Genomic DNA, 20,784 nt, shown 5'->3' on the forward strand with positions numbered 1-20,784 from the left:
AGGCCTACAGCTCACGCGGCAACCGCCGCGCGCTGCGGGCCCGACGCATCCCGCACGACATCCCGGAGAAAGACGACCAGAAAGCCAACCGGACCCGGAAAGGGTCACGCGGTGGCCGCCCACCCACCTTCCGCCCACAGCGTTACCGGCAGCGCAACACCTTCGAACGGCTGATGAACCGGCGCAAGCAGTTCCGCGCCGTGGCCACCAGATACGACAAGCTCGCCTGTCGCTACCGCGCCACCGTGCAGATCGCCGACATCCTCATCTGGCTACGCGCGAAACCCGATCGCCCCAAGCCATGATCCAGGAGACACGGCCTAGTGCTGGGCGGCGAGCCGGGCGGAGATCCACTCCGTTGCGCCGATCTGGCGGTGTCGCGGCGGGTCCGACACCGCCCTGTCGCCGCCATGGAGTCGATCACGCGTCCGCACTCAGAAGAGGGTCCGCGCTCAGGAGAGGGCGGCGGCGATCGCGGTCGCGGCGGCGGCGACCTGCGGGCCGACCGCGTCGACGTCCAGCGGGGCCAGCGCCACCACTCCGACGCTCGCCTCCAGCCCGGGCACCCCGAGCACCGGCGCCGCCACCCCGTACGCCCCGGACTGCAGCTCCCCGGCGGTGCTCACCGGGCGGGCGTCGCCGGCCCGGCCGGCGAGGATGGCCCGCCCCGCCGCTCCCCGCTCCAGCGGATGCCGCGCCCCCGTCCGGTACGCCACGTGGAACGACGTCCAACTCGGCTCGACCACGGCCAGGGCCACCCCCTCGCCGCCCTCGACCACGGTGAGGTGCGCGGTCGCGCCGGCCTGCTCGGCGAGCCGGCGCAGCGCGGGCAGCGCCCCCTCGGCGAGCAGCGGCTGGGCCCGACGGGCCAGGTGCAGCACCCCGACACCGAGGCGCAGCCGCCCGTCGCCGTCCCGGCGGACCATCCCGTGCCCGGTCAGCGCGCCGACCAGCCGGTAGACCGCCGCCCGGCCGATGCCCAGCCGGTTCGCCGCCTCGGTGACCGTCAGGCCGGACGGGGCGTCGGCGACCAGGTGCAGCAGGCGCAGCCCCCGGTCGAGGGTCTGCGCGGTCTCCGCGCCGCGGGCCTCGGTCTCCACGACAGGCAGCGTACGACCCGGCTCCGGCCGACCGCGAAATGCGTGGACGGCTACCCTTGTACGGTGACGCTACGCCTGTATGACACCGCCACCCGATCGGTGCGGGACTTCGTCCCGCAGGAAGCCGGCAAGGTGGGGGTCTACCTGTGTGGTCTCACCCTCCAGGCGCCCCCGCACATCGGCCACCTTCGCTCCGGCGTCAACTACGACGTGCTGCGCCGCTGGCTGGTCGCCGCCGGCTACCAGGTCCGGTTCATCCGCAACCTCACCGACATCGACGACAAGATCCTGGTCAAGGCGCAGGAGCAGGGCCGGCCTTTCTGGTCCATCGCGTACGCCAACGAGCTGATCCTGGCCGAGTCGTACCGGGCGTTGAACGTGCTGGCGCCGACGTACGAGCCGCGCGCCACCGGGCACATCCCGGAGATGCACGAGCTGATCGCGAAGCTGATCGCCGACGGGCACGCCTACCCGGCCACCGACGGCTCCGGCGACGTCTACTTCGACGTGCGCTCCTGGCCGGCGTACGGGTCGCTGTCCGGTCAGTCGCCCGACGACATGCAGTCCGCCGGGGACGCCCCCGACCGGGGCAAGCGCGACCCGCGGGACTTCGCCCTCTGGAAGGGCGTCAAGCCCGACGAGCCGGCCGACGCGTACTGGCCGTCGCCGTGGGGCCGGGGCCGCCCCGGCTGGCACATCGAGTGCTCGGCGATGTGCTGGCGCTACCTCGGCGCGGAGTTCGACATCCACGGCGGCGGGCTCGACCTGACCTTCCCGCACCACGAGAACGAGCTCGCCCAGTCGCAGGCCGCCGGCCTGCCCTTCGCCCGGTACTGGGTGCACCACGGCCTGCTCAGCATCGGCGGGGCGAAGATGGGCAAGTCGCTGGGGAACGCCCTCGACCTGGCGTACGTGGACTCGCTCGGGGTGCGCCCGGTGGAACTGCGCTACTACTACGGCGCCGCGCACTACCGTTCCCGGATCGACTACTCCGAGGACGCGCTGCGCGAGGCCGCCGTGGCGTACCGGCGGATCGAGGGTTTCGTGCAGCGGGCCGTCGAACGGGTCGGCGGCGGTCAGCCCGGCGACCTGCCGGCCGGCTTCGTCGCGGCGATGGACGACGACCTCAACACCTCCGCCGCCCTCGCCGTGCTGCACGAGGTGGTCCGGGACGGCAACACCGCCCTGACCGCAGGCGACGATGTGACCGTCCGCACGACCCTCGCCTCCGCCCGGGCCATGCTGGATATCCTCGGCGTCGACCCCCTGGACCCGGCCTGGACGGGCGGCGACCGCGCAGACGACCTGCGCGGCGTGGTGGACTCCCTGATCGCGCTCGCCCTGGAGCAGCGCGCCCAGGCCCGCAGCCGCAAGGACTGGGCCGCCGCCGACGCCGTACGCGACCAGCTGAAGCAGGCCGGCGTGGTGGTCGAGGACACCCCCCAGGGCCCCCGTTGGACTATTGGAGAGCAGGACTGATGGCCGGCAACTCGCAGCGCCGTGGCCGGCGACTGACGCCGAAGGCGGGCGCCCCCAAGGGCTCCGGTGGCAAGAACAAGGACTCCCTGGCGGGCCGGGGTCGGACCCTGCCCGCCGACGAGCGACCCTGGCACAAGGCGTACTCGGGCACCGAGAAGCTGCCCCAGCGCACCGCCTGGAAGCAGGACAAGGAGCGCCGCGCGGCGGCCGAGGAGGGGCGCGCCCCCAAGATCGGTCAGCCCGGCACCAAGGACACCACCTGGGGCAAGGGCACCCGGGGTGTCCCCGCCGGGCGGGGCGGCGCGGGCGGCCGGGGCGGCAAGCCCACCGGCCGCACCGGTCCCCGGGTCGCGCCGGGGCGCAAGTCCAACCCGGCGAAGGACACCCCGGAGCTGTTGGTCGGCCGTAACCCGGTGCTGGAGTCGCTGCGTGCGCACGTTCCGGCGACCGCGCTCTACACCGCGCAGGGCATCGACGCCGACGACCGGGTCAACGAGATCGTCCGGACCGCCGCCGACCGGGGCATCGCCATCCTGGAGATCAGCCGCGCCGAGCTGGACCGGATGACCGGCGGCGTGCTGCACCAGGGCGTCGGCCTCCAGGTGCCGCCGTTCGCGTACGAGCCGTTCGAGGACCTCGTCGCCGCCGCGCTGGAGCAGCCGGCCCCGCTGCTGGTCGCGCTGGACGGGGTCACCGACCCGCGCAACCTGGGCGCGGTCATCCGGTCCGCCGCCGCGTTCGGCGCGCAGGGTGTCTTCGTACCGGAGCGGCGGGCCGCCGGGATCACCGCGACCGCCTGGCGGACCAGCGCCGGCGCGGCCGCGCGGGTGCCGGTCGCCCAGGTCACCAACCTGACCCGCTCGTTGAAGGCCTGCCAGGACGCCGGCTTCATGGTGGTCGGCCTGGACGCCGACGGCGACACCGACCTGTACGACCTGGAGGCCGCGGTCGGCCCACTGGTCGTGGTGGTCGGCTCCGAGGGGCGCGGGCTGTCCCGGCTGGTCGGCGAGACCTGCGACCTGACGGTCAGCATCCCGATGATCTCCGACGTCGAGTCGCTCAACGCCAGCGTCGCCGCCGCGGTCACCCTCGCCGAGGTGGCCCGCCGCCGCGCCGCCGAGGCCTGACCCGACCGGGGCACAGACGAAAGGGGCGGTCCGCCGAAGCGGACCGCCCCTTCACCGTACGTACGTCAGATCCGGCTGCCGGTGGTGGCGTGGAAGACGTGGGTGCGGCCGGCGCGCGGCTTGACGAACACGGTGTCACCCATGTTCGGCATGGTGCGACGGTCGGTGCGGACCACGAAGCGCTCGTTGTGGCCCTCCAGCGCGGCGTGGCCGTAGACGTTGGCGTCCGAGCCGAGGTCCTCGACCAGCTCGACCACGACCGGCATGCCGCCCTCGGTCGGGCTGACCAGGTCGCAGTCCTCCGGACGGAAGCCGACGGTCACCTTGCCGTTGCCGCCCTCGGCGCGGGCCGCCTCGGCCTGCTCGCGGGTCAGCGGGATGAGCAGCTCGGCGAAGGCCGCGCCGTGCTCGGTCAGCGGCACCGTCTTGATGTTCATGGCGGGGGAGCCCATGAAGCCGGCGACGAAGACGTTGGCCGGGGTGTCGTAGAGGGCACGCGGGGTGTCCACCTGCTGGAGGACGCCGTCGAGCATGACCGCCACCCGGTGACCCATGGTCATGGCCTCGACCTGGTCGTGGGTGACGTAGACCGTGGTGATGCCGAGCTTCGCCTGCAGCGAGGCGATCTGGGTACGGGTCTGCACGCGGAGCTTGGCGTCGAGGTTCGACAGCGGCTCGTCCATGAGGAAGACCTGCGGCTCGCGGACGATCGCGCGGCCCATGGCGACCCGCTGGCGCTGACCACCGGAGAGCGCCTTCGGCTTGCGGTTGAGGTACTCCTCCAGCTGGAGCAGCCCGGCCGCCTCCTTGACCCGACGGTCGATCTCGTCCTTCGGGGTCTTGCGCAGCTTCAGCGCGAACGCCATGTTCTCGTACACCGACATGTGCGGGTAGAGGGCGTAGTTCTGGAAGACCATCGCGATGTCGCGGGCCTTCGGCGGGAGGTGGGTGACGTCCCGGTCCTCGATGTAGATCGCGCCGTCGTCGACGTCCTCCAGTCCGGCGAGCATCCGCAGGCTGGTGGACTTGCCGCAGCCCGACGGGCCGACCAGGACGAGGAACTCCCCGTCGCCGATCTGCAGGTCGAGCTGGTTGACCGCGGGGCGCTCGGTACCCGGGTAGATCCGGGACGCCTTCGCGTAGGTGACCGTAGCCATGGTGGTGCGCTTCCTTTCACCGGCAGGAACGTGCCGGACGATCCGAGTGAAGGAGCCGCCGGCACCGTGTCGGCGCCGGCCCACGGACGCCGCCCCGTGGGCGGCCGGAGCCGGGTCGGGGTGTCGTACGTGTCACTGCACGGTAAACGGGTTTTCGCACCGTGCCAAGACGAGAGACAACGGATGGGACGGGCGGCACGCACATTCCGGGCAGTCGGGCATTCCGAGGCATCAATCCCCACGGCTGCTGCGCGGTGAGAGCGCTCGCCGGTCGGGAAATTGACGTTTTCCGTGCTCGGGACCCCTGCCGAGCGGGAATTCCGGACGTCAGTCGCTATGCTGACGTCGTCACACGCGCCCCTGTAGCTCAGCTGGCCAGAGCACTCGCCTTGTAAGCGAGATGTCGCCGGTTCGATCCCGGCCGGGGGCTCCAATTCCATCAGGCGTTGCGCGACGGGCGCGGCCGCGAATCGCCGGGTCGACAGCAACGCTGACAGCAACGGTCACGACAGCCGCCCGTCGAGCTTGCCGAGAGCCTGACGCATCGCGTCGAGGTTCGCGTGAGCGTAGACCTTGAGCGTGACCTTGACGTCGGCGTGCCGGGCGATGGCCTGGACGACGTGCGGCGGGACACCCAGCTCCATCAGCAGCGATACGACGGTGTGCCGCAGGTCGTGCAGCCGGACGCCAGGGAGATCGGCAGCCTCACGGAGCCGGGCGAACGAGCGACTGAGGTTGGTCGGTTCCATCGGGGTGCCCCGCTCGGAGGGGAAGACCAGGTCGTGTTCTGCCCAGACCCCGGCGAGGGCGGCCCGCTCGGCCTCCTGACGCTCCTGGTGCTCCATCAGAGTGAGCCAGGTGACCTCGGGCAACGGCAACACCGCCTCCGAGTCCTCGGTCTTGGCATCCAAAACGTGGAGTTGCCCGGCGACCCGCTGCACCGTCTGCTGAATCCGTAGCGTGCCCTCGTCAAGGTCGACATCCGACCAGCGGAGGCCGACCAGTTCGCCGCGCCGCAGCCCCATCGTGGCCGCCACGACGTAGAGCGCGTGCAGCCGATGACCGGCCGAGGCGGCGAGGATCCGCCGGACCTGGTCGACCGAGAGCCCCTTGCCGACCTTGTACCGGGGCGACGGCACTCGGACGAGCTTGGCGACGTTGCGGGAGATCAGCTCTTCCCGCATGGCGTGTTGCAGGGCGTTGCGCAGCACCGCGTGCACGAACTGAATCTGTCTGGCGCTCGGGTAGCGCTGACAACACTGGCCGATCGAGCAGCACCGCCGTTCAGCCGGGCGGATCTTGTCGAGGCCGTTCGTGCAGCAGAGGCACTTGCGGCGGAAGTCGTCCATGAACGCCTTGACATGCTGAACCTGCAACCCGTCAAGACGCTTGGTGCCAAGAGCCGGGACCAGGTGCAGCCGGACGGCGCTTTCGTAGCCGCGAGCGGTGGTGGGCTTGAGGTCGGTGACGTACGCGGCGAGCCAGTAGGGCAGATAGTCGGAGATCTTCCAGGCCCGGTCGGGCACAGGTATGCCGCGCTGGGACTTGGACTTGAGCTCGATGAGCTTGGCGTGTGCCTCCTCCCAGGTGGCCCCGTAGACGAACTTGCGTTTGCGCGTGCCGTCGGTGGTGAGGACGTAAGCCTGTCCGACCCAGCGGCCGTCACTGGCGCGCTGGTAGATGGAGCCCTCACCGTTCGGATTGCGGCGAGGGTTGGACTGGCGGGGTCTGGGTTGTCTGGGCATCAGGCGGCTTCTTCCGTGAGGGTGGTGATCACTTCGTCGATGGCTGCGGCGGGGATGAGGCGGCGGCTTCCGACCTTGAAGGAGCGGAGCCGGCCGGAGCGGATCAGGTCGTAGACGAGTGAGCGCCCGATGCCGAGCGCGCGAGCGGCTTCCTCGACGCGCAGCACGCGAGGAGTGATCGGAGTGGGGGCGTTCAACGGGTGGCCTTCCTCGTGTGACGGGACGGGCGTCAGGCAGCCGGCGCGATGCCGGCCGGGGTGGAGCTGAGTTCGTGGGCCAGTTCCTCGCGGCCGGCGGCTTGTCGCTCTCTGGCCATGGCGGCGGCGGTGTTGGCGAGGAGGGCGTCACCGGTGGTGTGCCAGCCGACTCCGGCGAAGGTGAGGGTGCCGACGATGAGGGTGGTGTCGTCGTGGTGCTCGTCGACGAGCTGCCCGCCGGGGTGTTCGTGGTCCTGGTCGTCGCGTCGCCGGTAGGTCTGGCGGGTGTCGCGCAGGAGTTGGAAGGTGACGGAGTAGCGGCGGGCTTTGGTGAGGAAGTGGCCGCCGAAGCCGAGCATGTGGGCCCAGCGGCGCAGCCGGGCGTACGGGTTGGTGGCCGGTGGCTTGCTGGCGGTTTCGGTGTCAAGGGCGGATTGACGCTGTGCGACGCAGACCGGGCAGGCGGCGTAGCGGGTGTGGGTGCCGCAGTCGGGGCATTCCCAGCGCGGGACGAAGCCGGGGCGGGGCCGAGGGTCACGGGGCCGCTCGGACAGCGGCACGGGGGTGCCGGTGGGTCGGCCGATGCGCCAGCAGGCGTCGATGAGGCGGGCAGTGTGGTCGCCGTCGGGGTCGGCGTGGTCGCCGATGGTGTCGGCGGTGAGCCTGACGGAGCGGTGGCCGGTTACCTCGGTGCTCTTGGTGGCGTACTTGGCAAGGTAGCCGGCGACCATGCTGTCAGTGACCTCACCGTCGCCGGTGAGGCTGATGGGTCGGATGTCGAGCTGTTCGCCCCAGGCGATGGGCCAGCCGTGGGGCTGGTCGGGGTGGCCGGGGGTGGCGAACGCGACCTGTGCGGCGGCGTGCCGGAGCGCGTCGACGAGGTCGGTGACGGTGAAGCCGGCGGGTGGTGGGACGACGGCGGCCGGGTCGTCGGGGTCGACGCCGTCCAGGCGCACGAGGGCGTGGAAGTGGACCGCTCCGCGTGCTTGGAACTCGGCGGCTTTGCCGTGGGACAGCCGTACGGGTGGCACGGTGCGGGTGCGCCCGGTGGCGGTGACGATCTCGACGCGGGGGATGCCGCGGCGGCGGGCGAGTTTCGCGAGGTGCCGTTCCGCGGCTTGCTTGGTGCGGTGCCACAGTTCGCCGGAGTAGAGGTTCCAGACGACCTGGTGGTCGTGGTCGTAGCAGTCGAGGCACAGGGGTTGGCCGAGTATGGCGTCACCGGGTTCGTGGCGGGCCCAGCAGACGGCGGGGCGGCCGTGGGGGCAGCGGCCGGCGGTGGGGTCGTCGGCGCGGCGGGCGTGGCAGGGGTCGGGTCGGCAGTCGCAGCGTTTGCGGTTGCGGCAGGTGTGCTTGCGGACCGCGCGGACGTGGACCGATCCGAAGGACGGCGCGGTGAAGGTGGGGAACACGGCCGGGTGTTGGGCGACGGTGTCGGGGATGCCTTTGCCGCCGATGAGGCCGGCGCGTAGGAGTTGGTAGGCGTCGCGTTGGTAGGTGTGGGCGCAGGAGGGGCAGACGGTGGCCCGCCGGTTGCCGCAGGCGGTGTAGATGGCGGCGTCGGGCATGGCGTCGGTGTGCCGCTGCTCGACGACGCGGCCGGTGGCCTGGTCGACGGTGAGGAGCTGGCCGGCGAGGCGGATGGGGCGGGTACAGCCGGCGGCGGCGCGGACGTGTTCGATCCAGCCGAAGTAGTCGGGGCGGGTGGCCCGTTCGAAGGCGGAGCCGGCGGCGGTGTAGGCGTAGACGGGTGGGGTGGTGTCGGCGTTCGAGCCCACCCCCCGGGCCGAAGCACGGGGGGTGAGGTCCAGCGTCGACGCCATCAGGCCGCAGTCCCGTTCGGGGTGCGGGTGGTGATGGTGCGTTCGGTGACGATGATTCGGCAGGCGCCGCATTGGCGGGTGGCCGGTTCGTGCCGGTGGCACGGGATCTGAACGACGGTGTCACCGCAGCGGATCGTGACGGGAGTGCGGCAGGGGCCGCCGGGGATGACGTGGACGAGCGTGCGACGGATGTCGTACGGGTGCCCGTCCGGGTGGTTGGGGCAGGTGTGTTCGATGTGTTCGATGTCGACGAGGTGGATGGTCATCGGGCACCACCGGCAAGGGTGGTCAGGAGTTGCCCGGCCACGGCCGGGGCGACGTCGAGGCGGTCGGCCAGCTCGGCCGGTGTGATGGGTGCGCCGGTGGCCTGTTCGTGCTGCACGGCGGCGAACCTGGCCATGGGCAGCAGGTGGGTAGGGACGTCGACCGGCTTGGTGGCCGGGGCGGGGACGGATGCCGGTTCAGTCGGCATGGTGGCGGGTTCCGGGGTGACGGCGGCCGGGATGGTGGCCGGTTCGGGTGCCGGGATCAGGTCGGGGGCCGTGATGGCGGCCGGCGGTACCGGCTCAGTGGTGGCCGGTTCGGTGGCCTGGACGCGGATCGGTTCGGCCGGCTTGACGGCCGGCGTGGTGTCCTCGGAGACCGTGGGGGCCGGGGCGAGGACGAGTTTGACCAGGGCCATGAAGGCCAGTGCCGGGACGGCGGACAGGAGCCATCCGGAGATGCCCGGCTTGGCGACGGCGAGTTGCGCGGCGAGGGAGAGGCCGGCGGCGGCGATGAGGAGGAACAGCGGGTAGCCGATAGATGCACCGGCACGGCGGCGGCGTCGGATGGTCAGCAGGCAGGCGATAGGGACGAGTTCGGAGATGACGGCGTTGGCCCAGCCGAACCATTCGCCCGTACCGGCCGGGGAGTTGTCGAGGGTCCAGTCCTTGACGTGGGTGAAGGAGGCCGCCCCGGCGAAGCCGGCGACGGTGAGCAGGATGAGGACCAGGACGGCACCCTCGACGCGGGTGCCCCGGCTGGTCGTGGTGGTGTTGGTGGTCATCAGTGGCCTCCGTGGCAGTCGAGGCAGCAGCCGTAGCGGCGGGGGATGTAGTAGTGCTTGACGTGGCCGCAGTAGCGGCAGGTGCGTCGGGCGGTGAGGGCTTTGGCGATGGCGTCCCGCTGGGCGGGAGTGGCGATCCGCTTGGGTTTGGCCCAGTCGAGGCGGTAGAGGTAGGCGACGCGCTTGCCGCGACGCCAGAGGATCTGCGCGACGGGGTCGTGTCCGCCTGGGCGAAGGCCGGCGGCGCGGAGTTGCCGGCGGGTGGCCAGGCCGTCAGGGGCGGATTGGTAGGGGAAGGTGGGGAACCCGTAGCGGGTGCCGAGTGGGTCGTAGAAGCGGACCCGCAGCCCGATGTGGTCGCCGAAGTCGGTCATGACTTGTCTGCCCACCGTTGTTGGGCGGCTTGGCGGGAGATGCCGAGCCGGGAGCCGATTTCGGCCCAGGAGTAGCCGAAGGCCCGCAGGCCGATGACGGCTTCGCCGATGGCGTGGTCGAGTTCGGTAGAGAGGGCGACGAGGTCGCGGAGTGCTTCGACGTCTCCGGTGGCGACGCGGCGGCCGTGGGCGCGGATGATGCGCCGGGCGAACGCGGCGAACTCGGTGTTCTCGACGACATCCCGTCGCTTCTGAACCGGGATGCGGGGTGTCAAGGTGTGCTTGACGGTGTTCATCGGTTCTCGCCTCCCTCGGTGTGGAGGCGGTCCCACTCGTCGGCGGCGTCCTCAAGGGCGGTGACGACCTCATCGGCCGTGCGGGCCGGGTCGTCGTTCCACGAGTACGGCGAGGTGTGCTCGTCGATCAGGTAGCCGTCCTCGTCGATGAGGAACAGCGGGTACGCGGTGTCGAGGTGGTCGACGAACGCGGCGAGGGTGGCGAGGTAGTCAGCGAGGGTGTCGGCGTCGAGCTGGGAGAAGTGCTCGACCGTGTGGCCGGCGCAGGCGATGCCGATGGCCCCGGCGGCGCAGGCCGGCGGGGTGAGGGTTTCGGTGGGCGCGTAGTAGGTGCCCTGGTGCCAGCCGTGCCGGCGCAGGTAGAGGGCAGCGCACCGAAGAAGGTCAGCAAGGGTGACCGTTCCGGTGGTGGACGGTTGGTGGGTAGCCTTCATGGCAACCACGTCCTTTCAGTAGGGCTGGTGAAGGTCGGCAGGACCGGCATTTGCTGCCAGGCGTCGTCCGGTCCTGTCGGCCGTGCTACGGAGTGCGAAGCCGCAGGTGGCGGCGGAATCGGGTGGGGTCGTCGGGTAGCGGTACGGGTACCGAGGCGAAGACGAGGAGCCCACGTTCGGTGGCGAGCTCCATGAGGACGCCGAGTTCCTCGGGCGTGCCGATGACGTGCCGGTCGACGTACCGGGTGGCCGGTCGCGGGTGGCGGCGGGTGCGGAGGAGACTGCGCAGGCTCATGCGGCGATCCCCCAATCAAGACGAGTCCCGGTCGGTGCGGACATGCGGGACGGGCGACGGGTCCAGGCGGCGTAGTCGGCGATGCCGGCGATCTGGCTGTCCGTGAGGTAGGCGACCTTGATGCGGCGGGGGATGCCGCCTTCGGCGATGAGGTAGGCCGCGCCCTGGTTGGTGGGGGCGATGTCGGTGGCGGAGTAGCCCTGTTCGGCCCAGCCGTGCCCGAGGACGATGTTGGAGCTGTTGGGGGTGGTGCAGCGGAACGCGGCGCGGTAGCCGAACAGGTCCCGCAGGCTGGTGGGGATGATGTCGAACGAGGGCCGCTGGGTGGCGGCGACGACGGGGATGCCGGCGGCCCGGCCACGAGCGACCAGGTCGCGCAGGAGTGCGACGAACTCTTCTTGTTCCTGCTTGCTGCCGATGGTGGCGGAGTAGAAGGCGATCTCGTCGACCAGGACGGTGATGACCGACAGGTTGTCGAGGGCGGTGACCTTGCGGCGCCCGTGGGCGCGCAGCCAGGCGTACCGGTTGTCCATCACCTGCTGAAGACGTCGCAGGACGTCGAGAGCGGCGGTGATGTCGGGGCCGATGAAGGCGTCGGCGCAGTCTTCCCACTGGCCGAGCTCGACGAGCTTGCCGTCGAGCAGCACGAGGCGGCAGTCGGCCGAGAGAGCGGCGTGTGCCGCGATGGTGTTGAGCAGGCCCGACTTTCCTCCGCCGGGTTCACCGCCAGCGAGGAGGTTGCGGTAGGCCAGGGTGATGTAGACGGGCTGACCGAACTCGTCGATGCCGAGGAAGATCGGGTCGAACATGGACAGGCCAGGCCCCACCGGAATGCCGGCGGTCGGGGCGGTTGCCGTGGTCATGGGTGCCCTCCTTGGGCTTTGATGGGCGCGGGAAGCCACACGAAGGAGCCCGTAGGGCTCCCCGCGTCCTGGTTGGGTCGGGTGCGGGAATCAGATCCAGTCGGAGACGTCGTCGCCGTCGGTCGACTGGGCGGCGGTCGGCTTGCTGCCGTTGGCCGACGTGGTGGCCGGCTTCTTGGGCTGCTGAACGGGCAGGGTGACCGTCGGTGCCTGGACGTCGGGCAGGTCCAGGGCAGTGGGGATTACCGGCGTCGGTCGTTCGGTGGCCGGGATGTCGGGGTCGATGACGTCGGCCAGTGGTGACGTGACGGTGGCGGTGAGCACCTCGCGGCGCTTGATGTCGAACCGCAGGTAGGCGGCGTTGCCGTCGGAGGCGCGCTCCACCAGAACGGACGAGGCATGGCAGGTGACGGCGATCTTGTCGAGGCGGCCTTCCAGGTCAGCCAGGGACAGGCCGGGTCGCAGGTAGACCCAGACTCGTTCGCCGACCGGGGTCGGCTTGGCCCACAGGATCAGCGGGAGGGAGCCGGACTGGTTGGCGATGATGAACTGCGCGAAGCAGACGCGCAGCCGGTGGCGCACGATCAGGCACCACACCCAGGCGACGACCTGACGGCGGGCAACGGGGACGGCGGCCGGAACGCCAAGGACGATGGCGACAACAGCCAGGGTGACCAGGGTCGGGGTGTGGGTGGCCAGATGCACCCAGCCCGTGAGCAGCAGGACCGTCAGCACGATTTCGGGGGTCCACCACCACAGCAGCCGCAGCACCGGCCAGATGCGGACCAGGAGCCAGGCCGAGGCGCCACACGGGACGCCGATGGCCGCGCCAATGAACAGCGCGATGATCGGGTGTACGTAGGAGGAGCCCACCACGGCGGCGAGTAGGCCGATGATGACCGCAGCGAGGATGAACGCCATCCGGGCGTTCCGGGCCGAGGATCGGTGAATTTTGGCCTCGATGACTGTCACGGTTCCGGTTGACTTCCGGCCGAACGAGCGGCGAGGGCTAGACTTGGACATGACACGTCCTCCCAAGCAATTGGGTTGGATGGGTTGGAGAGCACGGGGTCGGCAGGTGTAGGAGCCAGTACCGGCCCCGCGCTCGAAATCACTCAGGCCGCACAGCGACCGTTGCGCCTACAAACAGGCGATGAGTAGTGCGGACACCCACAGGCATGCCGCGTGCAGAGACTGATCAGCCAGGTACATGCCGCAGATCGGGGCCTGACGGTCGGCGAAGTCCGGGCTACCGGTGTGGATGAGCAGCCAGCGAACCGGCCAGCGACGGTCGAGGATGGCGTGAGAGACGGCGGAGAAGCCGACTCCGGAAGCGAGCCCGACCACGGTGACGGGCAGGTCGAGCGCGACGACGGCGACGGTCAGCATGACCACCACCACGAGGTGATAGGCCACGATGTGGCCCAGCAGGTGACGCCAGCCGTCCCAGCCGGGAGCGGCCTTGTGAGCGGCTTGCTTGTCGGACTGGCCGAAGACGTGATCGGCCACCTGGTGGCCGGCGTAGAAGGTCGCCGCGACAACGGCGAAGACGATGGCGGAAATGAGCACAACAACCACTCCCAACAACGGTGGGCGAACGGGTTGGAAAGGCAGGCGGGGCCGGCAGGTGTAGGAGCCAGTACCGACCCCGCGCCATATCGTGAGGGCAACCATGGGTTGCCAGGGCCGGGAGAGTAGGAGCCAGAAACGCTCCCGGACCGAAGGGCGGATCAGATCAGCGGACCATCAGGCCGCTTCGTGCATCAGACACCAGAGGCTCACACAGCGCGGTGAGCGAAGGACCTACTTAGCCGCCGAGTTACCAGCCTTCGGCTTCAGCGAGATGGCGCGGAACGCGACGCCGTTACGCCCGTTGGTCGCCCACGGGATGGCCTCCAACTGCTCGACAGCGACGAGCTGTCCCACCGTCACGCCCGGCTTCTCTCCCGCCGTGGTGATGGTGATGATCTCGCCGCCGGTCTCGTCGAGTACGAAGACCTGGGTGGACCACATGAGCCGGCCAGTGTTCTTCTCCGACCGCTGGTTGCCGTTCTGGTCGTTCTTCGGCTCGGGGTCCTTCGTCACCTGGACCTGCTTGCTCTGGGTGTCCACGTACAGCTTCACTTTCAGACCTCCTGTGTCTCGGGCCAGAGATTGAGCAAGTCCCCGGTGGACTGTCGCTCGTGGCCTCTGCTGACAAGGCTCCCGGAAAATGAGGGACAGCCCATCCGATGGGCTGGACGACTAGGGACGTCTTAGCTATCGTTGATGCGTCCCTAGTCGTCCCCTGCGGGAGGTCCCAGATGCCGAACGACCGGCTACGCGAAGCCATCCTGCGCAAGGGCCTGACCTCGGTCATGGTCGCCGAGAAGATCGGGGTGGACCCGAAGACGGTCGAACGGTGGATCACGCAGGATCGGACGCCCTACCCCCGGCACCGGCAGGCGATCGCGGCGATGGTGCGGGAGGATGTGCCGTACCTGTGGCCGAACGCAGTGACCCCGGAGAAGGCGTCGAGGATCGGGCAGAGCGAGATGGTCAAGCTCTACTCCCGGCGCTCATCCGTGTCATACGACGTCTGGCGTCGACTGATCGAACGGGCGGAGGAACGAATCGACGTTCTCGCCTACGCCGGCCTCTTTCTCGTCGAGCAGGACCCGAGGCTTATCGACATCCTGCGTCAAAAGGGCGTTGACGGTGTCGCGGTGACGATCCTGCTTGGCGACCCGACCAGTGCCGCGATCGAACGCAGGAGCATCGAGGAGGGTGCGCCAGGCGTGATGGCCGCGAAGATTCGCCAAGTGCAGCAGTACTACAAGCGGCTTGACGGTGCGCCCGGCGTCAAGGTGCTCTACCACGACACGACCCTGTACAACTCGATCTACCGGTTCGATGACGAGATGTTGGTCAACATGCACGTGCTCGGGTTCCCGGCGCCACACGCGCCCGTGATGCACCTACGCCGGATCAACGGCGGCGACCTGTTCAGCACCTACGCCGACAGCTTCGACCGGGTCCTGTCCGCCTCGAAGGGCCAGCCCGGCGACGAGGTGGCAGCCTAGGGGCATGGCGAGAACCGAGCACTACCACGACCCGAACGCGCCGAAGGCCAACAGCATCGTGGTGGCCGTCTCCGTGTTCGTCCGGGACGAGCAGGGTCGGGTGCTGCTCATCCAGCGCACCGACAACGGCCTGTGGTCCCTGCCCGGCGGTGGCCAGGAGATCGGCGAGACCGTCGCGGAGACAGCGATCCGGGAGACCCACGAGGAGACCGGCGTCAGGGTCGACGTCACCGGGATCGTCGGGGTCTACTCCGACCCCGGCCACGTCATCGAGTACTCCGACGGCGAGGTACGGCAGCAGTTCTCACTCTGTTTCCGCGCCGTACCCGTCAGCGGCAGGCCGACCCCGAGCGACGAGTCACGCGAAGTCCGGTGGGTCGCCCGCGACGAGCTGGGCGCGCTCGACATCCACCAGTCGACCCTGCTCCGCGTCACTCACGGCTACGAGGAACGCGCCGAGCCCTACATCGGCTGAGGAAGGCTGCCAGCGAGCCGGCCCTGAGTCCGCTGCACGGCGGCGACCATCTCCGGTTCCGCCCGGCAGATGAACCGGGTCACCAGGTGCTCCGGCCCGTACCGCGACCGGATCTCCGCCAACCGTTCCAAGACCTCGAAGTCCTGACCGTCCGGCCCGGTCGTCATGTCCGAGAAGCAGAGCGCGTCAGTCACCGCGGTTTCCTCCCGAGGGAACTCGGCGGCCAGGACCTCACCGAGCCCACGCTCCTCCGCTTCCAGCCACGCACACGAGTGATGAGCCACCAGAGCCGAGATCCGCTCATCGAACCGCTCACGGCGCAGCCAACGGCCACCGTCGAGGGAGTGGAAGCCGGTGTCGACCAAATCGGGGCTGTAGCCGACATCATGCAGCCACGCTGAGGCCACGAGCACCGCACGATCCTCGACCGGAACCGCCCCGCTGATCCTGTCCGCCTTGGCGGCCACCGCCTGGACGTGACTCCACCGGCGAGGCAACGGAGTCTCCAACAGATGACGCGCAACTTCCCGGGCGGTATCGACGAGGACGGCCATGCCGTCAGCGTACGGAGCGCACTCAGCCCACACCATCCCGTGTTCGCTGGGCCGCCGACCCGAGGCCGACCACCGTCGCAGATCACCTGGCGAACGCGTGTCGCACATCAGCCGACGGAGGACAGGCCGGCTGCCGGCCAAGTGGTTCAAACTTTCTGTACGTCTTCAAGGCGGCCCTTGACGGGCCGCACGCGCCGCCGCCTGGGCGCGCGCCGGTCGCTGCCGCTGTCGCTCTGCGGCCGTCACGCCTGATGCCCGGCGGCTGGCGCGGAGAGCGGGGAGCCCAGGGGCCGCCGCAGACGGGATAGCGGGGAGAGTGGTGGAGGTTCGTCGCCGGCAGCCGGCCGCGCCGCGCCTGAGCAGCGCGGCACCGGAGAGGGCACGCCGGGTCCGCGCGGCAAGCCCCAAGCATGGGGGCGGTGTCCGCCGAGGGCATGCCGGTCGTCCAGGAGCCGGCTCCGCAGCCGCTCAGGGTCAGGTCAACTGCTCACCTGGGAGGGGGAGGGGTGGCCGCCGGTGGCCAGCTTCGACCCCGGGAGCCGGGTCCGTGCCGGGCGAGGTTGGGTCAACTGCACCACTGTGGCGGTGTCCGCCGGGGGCGCGGTCCGTGACACGAGAGCCGACTCCGTCTGTTCTCGCAACGTCCGTACGTGCGTCAAGGCCGTCTTGACGTGGCGGGCCGGGCAGCGGCCCGCTTCCCTAGGAGGGCGAGCCGACAGCAGACAGGATGGCTTGGGAATGTCGGCTAGTCACGATGTGTGGTGGACTGGTCAGGAGCTGGGTTAGGGGCCGCTCAAGGGCCAGAACTACGCCCAAGGTGGGGTGTATCGGCTCACGTAGTCGCGAGCACGGGGGAGCGGGTCCTGCCAGTACTGGTGCGGCATGCGGGAGTGGTGCGTCTCGCAGAATTCGGCGAGGCTCTCCACGATCTTGACGCTGTCCAACGGGCGGCCTTCGAACGTGGTGTTGGTCTCCAGCAGGTCCGGCTCGGCGTTCCAGCCCGAGTGGTCGAACGCCCAGCCGTCCCAGAGCGCGTAGACGTGGAAGACCTGCCAGTCGCCTGCCAGGCGCACTCCCGCAATCTCGATCGGCCGGTCCGGATAGGAGGCCCGGCACACCCAGGCCAGGATGTGGCACGCTCCGGCAGCGAAGAAAGCCTGGTCCGTCCGGTTCCAGGAGATGCGCTGATCTGCCCGCTCGATCGGTGTTCGACGATATGCACCCGCTGCTTCGGCCGCCATCGGCCAACGTTAGCGGATTGCCCGGCTGGCGTCTGACCCGGCGAATGGAGGTACGGCAGACCTGCTCGGGGCACAGATGGGGCACAAGACGCCGTCAAACGTTGGCAAGCAGCCGGTAGTACGGTGAGCTACCAACGCCGCCTGACCTGGAGTGCAGGCATGTCGATACAGGTCATCGGCGAGTCGGTCTAAGTTCCGCTTCAACGTCTGAGTCAGGCGTTGCTGTCCGAGCACGTCGCTTGGTTGAATTCGGCTGTCCTCGCCCAAGGCGTGGTGGCTCCGGATGACCACGCCCCACAAGATGGAGAGGGTGGCAGCCCGTTCGAGCCGGGCCGAGTCCGGGGAGCCCCGCCGGTTGCGGGGCTCCCAAGCCTCGCAGCACCGTCTGTGGCAGGAGCGCCGACAGCAACGCTGACAGCAACCGACCGGGACAAAGGTAGCCGCCGGCTGCCGAGCGCAGACGGTCGCCCGAGACTGCAAACGTGCACGGACGCTCCCGGATGGAGCGCCCAGAACTTGTAAGCGAGATGTCGCCGGTTCGATCCCGGCCGGGGGCTCCAATTCCATCAGATGCTCCGCGATGGTCGGGGCTCTGTCGGCGCGTCGCGGTCCGTGGGTGGCTGCGGGAGCCACCCCGCTGCCATCGACCCGGTAGAACACCGCCCGACCCGCCAGCGCCCGTACGAGCCGTCAAGGTCCGCTTGACGTGGCGGGCCGGGCGGCGGCCCGCTCGCCAGAGGCGGGCCGATGGCAGCCGGGATGGCAAGCAAGGTGAGAGCGCTGACGATCTCCGTACGATGCTCACATGTCTCGGCCGGTGATCTTCGACCTCTTCCATACCCTGATCGAGGGTGCCGATGAGGAGCGTGACCGGGTAGTCGGCGAGATGGCAGTCATGGTCGGGGTGACTCCGGCCGAGCTGGTCGCCGCGTACCACGCCACCTGGCGGGACCGGCTGGTCCGGTGGGACGTGGAGGACACCATCCGGATCCTCGCCGGACGACTCGGCGGCACACCGACCGACGAACAGGTGACACGGGCCGGTGAGCATCGGCGAGCCCTCGGGCGTCGGGTGCTGGGCAGTGTCTCGACCGCCACCTTGGACGTGCTCGATGCGCTACGCGGCGACGGGCATCCGCTGGCCCTCATCAGCAACGCCACCTCGGACACTGCCGAGGCATGGCCGCAAAGTCCGCTCGCCCACCGGTTCGATGTCGCGGTCTTCTCCTGCGATGTCGGGCTGGCCAAGCCAGACCCGGCGATCTACCACCTTGCCGCTGAGCGTCTGGGCGTCAGGCCGGCTTTCGCCACTCTGGGCGACCTGCCCGCCATACTTCGAGAGCCGTTCAAGGTCATGGAGCCGTCCGGGCCACACACGGGGCACAAGACAGCGTGGAACGTCGGCAACCAATGACCAGTGACGTCAGCCCAAGACGGGACTTGACCAGCGTCCGGCCAGGCTGCCGCAGGTCACGGGAGGGCGCACCTGAGGTCCGCTTCAACGTCTGACAACGGAAGCCAGCCCGGGTTCACCGAGGCCGTTTGTCCTCGACGTGTACGACGTTCAGTTCATGGCCGTCCTGGTCTCGCTTGCTGCGCCCGTACAGACCAACCGCCAGATCGCTGCCGTCCGAGATCTCGTCGGGTCCTACGTAGGTCAGCACGTCGTTGTGGTGGCCGTGGACCACCCATCCGGGACCGGGATCGAGGGTGATGGTGCCGAAGTCTCCCGCAGGTGAACCGGCGTGGACGGGGCCGTACTCGCGCAGGATGTCGACGGCCTGACCGGCGAGGTCAACACTCGGTCCGGGGTCTGGTAGGACGACGCATGTACCGTTGGCGAATACGACCCAGGACTTGCCGTCCCCTCGGATGATGCGACGCCAGGTTCCGGCCAGATCTTGCTCGGACATGACGATGACCTTTCCCGAGTTGATGCACCAGCGCTACCCGCGAACCGTGCCCGAGGCGTACCCGATACGGCGGTCAAGAGGGCAACCCGGGGGCAGGCCGTAGCAGAACCGGGCGATCCGCGATCCGCTCGCGAGGGCCTGCACGCCCGTCGGTGACCCCCTCGCCGTCGATCCGCAGGGTCAGGACGTGGTGGGGGCGGCTCTCCCCGGCAACTCGTGCCGACGTAGCAGCAGGACGGCCAGCGCCACGGCGGCGAAGGCGAGCGCGCTGAGCGGACCGGTGTCGAGCACGGTCACGTTGACGACGGCCGCGCCGAGGAGTAACAGCAGCAGGCCGAGTGCGGCCAGTGCGCGCACACGGGGGATCACCAGGCCCACCCCGCCCGCCACCTCGAGTGCCCCGACCACGAAGCGCAGCCACTGGCCGGCACCGATGTCGTCGAACATCTCGACCATGGTCGGATCGCCGGTGAGCTTGAGCAGCCCACCCCCGGCGATGGCGAAGCCGAGCAGGATCTGCAGCGCCCAGGCGGTGATCACGGCGGCTCGGTGGCTTCCCGGGAGTGCGGTTGGTCGTGACATGGCTCGTCCTGTCGTCTCCGTGGGCACCTCGGTATGCCCGTCACCAGAGACGTCGAGGTCGGCGGCTGATCCCGGACATCCGCGCGCTGCGCCGGTGCGATCCGGCTTGTCCACCGTGTCCGGCGAGGGTCCCGCGTCGGAGGTGGTGATCTGTATCGTGTCGTGGCCATCTACCACGGGGGACCACCACATAACTCTGCACCCGTACGCCCGGCTCGCCCTGGGCGCCGCGATCCTCGGCGCCGGGGTCGTCGCCCACGCCGACCGGGTCCCCGACCGCCTCGCCCACGGCCGTGCCCACCGGTTCGCCGTCGGTCCCCGCCACCACGACCCCCAGCGCCGGCCCCACCGTCCCCGGCGGTGAGGACGGCGGCGAGGGCGGCGGGCTGCCGGTGACCGGCGCGGGCACTGCCACGCCTGGCCGGTGTCGGTGGCGTGCTGCTGCTCCTCGGTGGCGGCGGCTACCTCGTCGCCCGTCGTCGGCGGACCCGGTTCGTCGCCTGACGACTGCTCCGGCAGCGCCCCCGGCCCCCCGTGTGGCCGGGGGCGCTGCACGTTTCCGGACCCGTCGCCCGCCCGGACCCTGGTCCTCAGCCCCGGGTCTGCGGGGCCTGCTGGCGGGTGCGCCCCGGCACGCCGGCCGAGTGGGCGGCCTTGTAGAGCACATTGACCGCTTGGGCGATGTCCGGCAGCACGGCGGCGGGGTTCTGCATGCGCGGTTCGGTGGTCATTCGATCCGTCCTCTTCCTGTCGGACTGGCCGGCGTCGTCGCGTCGCGTCGCCGTGGTCCGTAACCGGTATGTCGGCCGCCCGCCGGGTGGCGTGACAGATGTGACCTCGATCACAGGATGTGGGTGCGGACAGCACGGTGCGCCCGGCCGAAGCCGGGCGCACCGTCAGTTCACGCTGCTAGATGATGCTGTTGAAGCCGTTCCAGCCGCTGCCGATCTGGCGGGCGTCCGGGCTGCTGTAGGGGATGCCGTTGTCGCGTTCGATGTTGTTCGGGTACAGCCACAGGG

The 20,784-nt window shown here is 70.0% G+C and carries 26 protein-coding genes, 1 tRNA gene and 1 pseudogene; 8 read left to right on the top strand and 20 right to left on the bottom strand.

Translation table 11 applies throughout. The features are described from left to right. Positions 1-305: pseudogene (locus tag GA0070560_RS19380) on the top strand (IS5/IS1182 family transposase); the annotation flags it as partial. Between the two features lie 147 nt (positions 306-452). Here GA0070560_RS19380 and GA0070560_RS19385 read toward each other — a convergent pair. After that, entirely contained in the window at positions 453-1,100 is a 648-nt protein-coding gene (locus GA0070560_RS19385) for an IclR family transcriptional regulator (protein ID WP_091299674.1), read from the bottom strand. 63 nt (positions 1,101-1,163) lie between these two features. On the opposite strand from GA0070560_RS19385, the gene cysS reads away from it, so the two are divergent. Together cysS and rlmB are read left to right on the top strand one after the other, a co-directional pair. After that, a complete protein-coding gene (gene cysS, locus GA0070560_RS19390) occupies positions 1,164-2,579 on the top strand; it encodes a cysteine--tRNA ligase (protein WP_091299677.1) in 1,416 nt (471 codons plus the stop codon). Then, positions 2,579-3,706 (top strand): 23S rRNA (guanosine(2251)-2'-O)-methyltransferase RlmB, encoded by a 1,128-nt coding sequence (gene rlmB, locus GA0070560_RS19395; RefSeq protein WP_091299681.1) that lies wholly within the window; start codon positions 2,579-2,581, stop codon positions 3,704-3,706. Before cysS ends, rlmB begins: the two co-directional genes overlap by 1 nt. Positions 3,707-3,771: 65 nt before the next feature. Here rlmB and GA0070560_RS19400 read toward each other — a convergent pair whose 3' ends face one another. After that, positions 3,772-4,863 carry an ABC transporter ATP-binding protein gene (locus GA0070560_RS19400; RefSeq protein ID WP_091299687.1) on the bottom strand — a complete coding sequence of 364 codons (1,092 nt, stop codon included), beginning with the start codon at positions 4,861-4,863 and terminating at the stop codon, positions 3,772-3,774. A gap of 356 nt (positions 4,864-5,219) precedes the next feature. Here GA0070560_RS19400 and GA0070560_RS19405 point away from each other — a divergent pair. Next, positions 5,220-5,296 (top strand) — tRNA-Thr (locus tag GA0070560_RS19405). A gap of 70 nt (positions 5,297-5,366) precedes the next feature. Here the strand turns inward: GA0070560_RS19405 and GA0070560_RS19410 are convergent. The 13 genes from GA0070560_RS19410 to GA0070560_RS19470 form a co-directional block, all read right to left on the bottom strand. After that, the gene (locus GA0070560_RS19410; protein ID WP_091299691.1) at positions 5,367-6,608 is read right to left on the bottom strand and encodes a tyrosine-type recombinase/integrase; all 1,242 of its coding nucleotides are present in this window, start codon (positions 6,606-6,608) and stop codon (positions 5,367-5,369) included. Continuing rightward, positions 6,608-6,775 carry a helix-turn-helix domain-containing protein gene (locus tag GA0070560_RS28810; protein WP_225853851.1) on the bottom strand — a complete coding sequence of 56 codons (168 nt, stop codon included), beginning with the start codon at positions 6,773-6,775 and terminating at the stop codon, positions 6,608-6,610. The genes GA0070560_RS19410 and GA0070560_RS28810 overlap by 1 nt, the downstream gene beginning before the upstream one ends. 62 nt (positions 6,776-6,837) lie before the next feature. Next, positions 6,838-8,628 carry a replication initiator gene (locus GA0070560_RS19420; protein WP_170839487.1) on the bottom strand — a complete coding sequence of 597 codons (1,791 nt, stop codon included), beginning with the start codon at positions 8,626-8,628 and terminating at the stop codon, positions 6,838-6,840. Beyond that, positions 8,628-8,894, bottom strand: coding sequence for a hypothetical protein (locus tag GA0070560_RS19425; RefSeq protein ID WP_091299694.1), 267 nt, complete (start codon positions 8,892-8,894; stop codon positions 8,628-8,630). The genes GA0070560_RS19420 and GA0070560_RS19425 overlap by 1 nt, the downstream gene beginning before the upstream one ends. Then, positions 8,891-9,676, bottom strand: coding sequence for a hypothetical protein (locus tag GA0070560_RS19430; RefSeq protein WP_091299696.1), 786 nt, complete (start codon positions 9,674-9,676; stop codon positions 8,891-8,893). Before GA0070560_RS19430 ends, GA0070560_RS19425 begins: the two co-directional genes overlap by 4 nt. Then, positions 9,676-10,050: an RRQRL motif-containing zinc-binding protein gene (locus tag GA0070560_RS19435; protein ID WP_091299699.1), complete on the bottom strand. Its 375-nt coding sequence runs from the start codon at positions 10,048-10,050 to the stop codon at positions 9,676-9,678. Before GA0070560_RS19435 ends, GA0070560_RS19430 begins: the two co-directional genes overlap by 1 nt. Then, positions 10,047-10,346, bottom strand: a complete 300-nt coding sequence (locus tag GA0070560_RS19440; RefSeq protein ID WP_091299702.1) for a hypothetical protein — start codon at positions 10,344-10,346, stop codon at positions 10,047-10,049. The genes GA0070560_RS19435 and GA0070560_RS19440 overlap by 4 nt, the downstream gene beginning before the upstream one ends. Next, a complete protein-coding gene (locus GA0070560_RS19445; protein WP_091299705.1) occupies positions 10,343-10,780 on the bottom strand; it encodes a DUF6197 family protein in 438 nt (145 codons plus the stop codon). The genes GA0070560_RS19440 and GA0070560_RS19445 overlap by 4 nt, the downstream gene beginning before the upstream one ends. An 85-nt stretch (positions 10,781-10,865) precedes the next feature. Continuing rightward, positions 10,866-11,075 (bottom strand): hypothetical protein, encoded by a 210-nt coding sequence (locus GA0070560_RS19450; RefSeq protein ID WP_091299708.1) that lies wholly within the window; start codon positions 11,073-11,075, stop codon positions 10,866-10,868. Then, complete coding sequence (locus tag GA0070560_RS19455) at positions 11,072-11,938, bottom strand: FtsK/SpoIIIE domain-containing protein (RefSeq protein WP_091299710.1); 867 nt, start codon at positions 11,936-11,938, stop codon at positions 11,072-11,074. Before GA0070560_RS19455 ends, GA0070560_RS19450 begins: the two co-directional genes overlap by 4 nt. 90 nt (positions 11,939-12,028) lie before the next feature. Beyond that, positions 12,029-12,961 (bottom strand): hypothetical protein, encoded by a 933-nt coding sequence (locus GA0070560_RS19460; protein ID WP_091299713.1) that lies wholly within the window; start codon positions 12,959-12,961, stop codon positions 12,029-12,031. Between the two features lie 117 nt (positions 12,962-13,078). Next, a complete protein-coding gene (locus GA0070560_RS19465; protein WP_245675601.1) occupies positions 13,079-13,516 on the bottom strand; it encodes a DUF3307 domain-containing protein in 438 nt (145 codons plus the stop codon). 225 nt (positions 13,517-13,741) lie between these two features. Next, entirely contained in the window at positions 13,742-14,062 is a 321-nt protein-coding gene (locus tag GA0070560_RS19470) for a hypothetical protein (protein WP_089021118.1), read from the bottom strand. A gap of 179 nt (positions 14,063-14,241) precedes the next feature. Between GA0070560_RS19470 and GA0070560_RS19475 the strand changes: the two genes are divergently transcribed. Both GA0070560_RS19475 and GA0070560_RS19480 read left to right on the top strand, forming a co-directional pair. Continuing rightward, complete coding sequence (locus GA0070560_RS19475) at positions 14,242-15,000, top strand: XRE family transcriptional regulator (RefSeq protein ID WP_091300092.1); 759 nt, start codon at positions 14,242-14,244, stop codon at positions 14,998-15,000. Between the two features lie 4 nt (positions 15,001-15,004). Next, the gene (locus GA0070560_RS19480; protein WP_091299719.1) at positions 15,005-15,475 is read left to right on the top strand and encodes an NUDIX domain-containing protein; all 471 of its coding nucleotides are present in this window, start codon (positions 15,005-15,007) and stop codon (positions 15,473-15,475) included. Here GA0070560_RS19480 and GA0070560_RS19485 read toward each other — a convergent pair. Further along, a complete protein-coding gene (locus GA0070560_RS19485) occupies positions 15,463-16,029 on the bottom strand; it encodes an HD domain-containing protein (RefSeq protein ID WP_091300096.1) in 567 nt (188 codons plus the stop codon). The two genes, GA0070560_RS19480 and GA0070560_RS19485, sit on opposite strands and share 13 nt — an antisense overlap. 806 nt (positions 16,030-16,835) lie before the next feature. Beyond that, positions 16,836-17,270 (bottom strand): hypothetical protein, encoded by a 435-nt coding sequence (locus GA0070560_RS19490; RefSeq protein ID WP_091299723.1) that lies wholly within the window; start codon positions 17,268-17,270, stop codon positions 16,836-16,838. 805 nt (positions 17,271-18,075) lie between these two features. Here GA0070560_RS19490 and GA0070560_RS19495 point away from each other — a divergent pair. Beyond that, positions 18,076-18,684 carry an HAD family hydrolase gene (locus GA0070560_RS19495; protein ID WP_091299726.1) on the top strand — a complete coding sequence of 203 codons (609 nt, stop codon included), beginning with the start codon at positions 18,076-18,078 and terminating at the stop codon, positions 18,682-18,684. Positions 18,685-18,799: 115 nt separating this feature from the next. On the opposite strand, the gene GA0070560_RS19500 is transcribed toward GA0070560_RS19495, so the two are convergent. Then, positions 18,800-19,183: a hypothetical protein gene (locus tag GA0070560_RS19500; protein WP_091299728.1), complete on the bottom strand. Its 384-nt coding sequence runs from the start codon at positions 19,181-19,183 to the stop codon at positions 18,800-18,802. Positions 19,184-19,363: 180 nt separating this feature from the next. Continuing rightward, positions 19,364-19,723, bottom strand: coding sequence for a DoxX family protein (locus GA0070560_RS19505; protein WP_245675602.1), 360 nt, complete (start codon positions 19,721-19,723; stop codon positions 19,364-19,366). A 199-nt stretch (positions 19,724-19,922) separates the two neighbouring features. On the opposite strand from GA0070560_RS19505, the gene GA0070560_RS30090 reads away from it, so the two are divergent. Then, positions 19,923-20,129 carry a hypothetical protein gene (locus GA0070560_RS30090; protein ID WP_170839488.1) on the top strand — a complete coding sequence of 69 codons (207 nt, stop codon included), beginning with the start codon at positions 19,923-19,925 and terminating at the stop codon, positions 20,127-20,129. A gap of 226 nt (positions 20,130-20,355) precedes the next feature. Here the strand turns inward: GA0070560_RS30090 and GA0070560_RS28820 are convergent, their stop codons facing one another. Further along, positions 20,356-20,496 (bottom strand): hypothetical protein, encoded by a 141-nt coding sequence (locus GA0070560_RS28820; RefSeq protein ID WP_170839489.1) that lies wholly within the window; start codon positions 20,494-20,496, stop codon positions 20,356-20,358. Positions 20,497-20,784 lie beyond the last annotated feature (288 nt).

It is taken from the genome of Micromonospora halophytica, assembly GCF_900090245.1.
Taxonomy (GTDB): Bacteria; Actinomycetota; Actinomycetes; order Mycobacteriales; family Micromonosporaceae; genus Micromonospora; species Micromonospora halophytica.

Excerpts from the sequence above, each read along its gene's own strand:
- rlmB (WP_091299681.1), top strand. The coding sequence starts at position 2,579 with ATGGCCGGCAACTCGCAGCGCCGTGGCCGGCGACTGACGCCGAAGGCG.
- GA0070560_RS19400 (WP_091299687.1), bottom strand. The coding sequence starts at position 4,863 with ATGGCTACGGTCACCTACGCGAAGGCGTCCCGGATCTACCCGGGTACC.
- GA0070560_RS19410 (WP_091299691.1), bottom strand. The coding sequence starts at position 6,608 with ATGCCCAGACAACCCAGACCCCGCCAGTCCAACCCTCGCCGCAATCCG.
- GA0070560_RS19420 (WP_170839487.1), bottom strand. The coding sequence starts at position 8,628 with ATGGCGTCGACGCTGGACCTCACCCCCCGTGCTTCGGCCCGGGGGGTG.
- GA0070560_RS19425 (WP_091299694.1), bottom strand. The coding sequence starts at position 8,894 with ATGACCATCCACCTCGTCGACATCGAACACATCGAACACACCTGCCCC.
- GA0070560_RS19430 (WP_091299696.1), bottom strand. The coding sequence starts at position 9,676 with ATGACCACCAACACCACCACGACCAGCCGGGGCACCCGCGTCGAGGGT.
- GA0070560_RS19435 (WP_091299699.1), bottom strand. The coding sequence starts at position 10,050 with ATGACCGACTTCGGCGACCACATCGGGCTGCGGGTCCGCTTCTACGAC.
- GA0070560_RS19440 (WP_091299702.1), bottom strand. The coding sequence starts at position 10,346 with ATGAACACCGTCAAGCACACCTTGACACCCCGCATCCCGGTTCAGAAG.
- GA0070560_RS19445 (WP_091299705.1), bottom strand. The coding sequence starts at position 10,780 with ATGAAGGCTACCCACCAACCGTCCACCACCGGAACGGTCACCCTTGCT.
- GA0070560_RS19450 (WP_091299708.1), bottom strand. The coding sequence starts at position 11,075 with ATGAGCCTGCGCAGTCTCCTCCGCACCCGCCGCCACCCGCGACCGGCC.
- GA0070560_RS19455 (WP_091299710.1), bottom strand. The coding sequence starts at position 11,938 with ATGACCACGGCAACCGCCCCGACCGCCGGCATTCCGGTGGGGCCTGGC.
- GA0070560_RS19460 (WP_091299713.1), bottom strand. The coding sequence starts at position 12,961 with ATGTCCAAGTCTAGCCCTCGCCGCTCGTTCGGCCGGAAGTCAACCGGA.
- GA0070560_RS19475 (WP_091300092.1), top strand. The coding sequence starts at position 14,242 with ATGCCGAACGACCGGCTACGCGAAGCCATCCTGCGCAAGGGCCTGACC.
- GA0070560_RS19480 (WP_091299719.1), top strand. The coding sequence starts at position 15,005 with ATGGCGAGAACCGAGCACTACCACGACCCGAACGCGCCGAAGGCCAAC.
- GA0070560_RS19485 (WP_091300096.1), bottom strand. The coding sequence starts at position 16,029 with ATGGCCGTCCTCGTCGATACCGCCCGGGAAGTTGCGCGTCATCTGTTG.
- GA0070560_RS19490 (WP_091299723.1), bottom strand. The coding sequence starts at position 17,270 with ATGGCGGCCGAAGCAGCGGGTGCATATCGTCGAACACCGATCGAGCGG.
- GA0070560_RS19495 (WP_091299726.1), top strand. The coding sequence starts at position 18,076 with ATGTCTCGGCCGGTGATCTTCGACCTCTTCCATACCCTGATCGAGGGT.
- GA0070560_RS19500 (WP_091299728.1), bottom strand. The coding sequence starts at position 19,183 with ATGTCCGAGCAAGATCTGGCCGGAACCTGGCGTCGCATCATCCGAGGG.
- GA0070560_RS28820 (WP_170839489.1), bottom strand. The coding sequence starts at position 20,496 with ATGACCACCGAACCGCGCATGCAGAACCCCGCCGCCGTGCTGCCGGAC.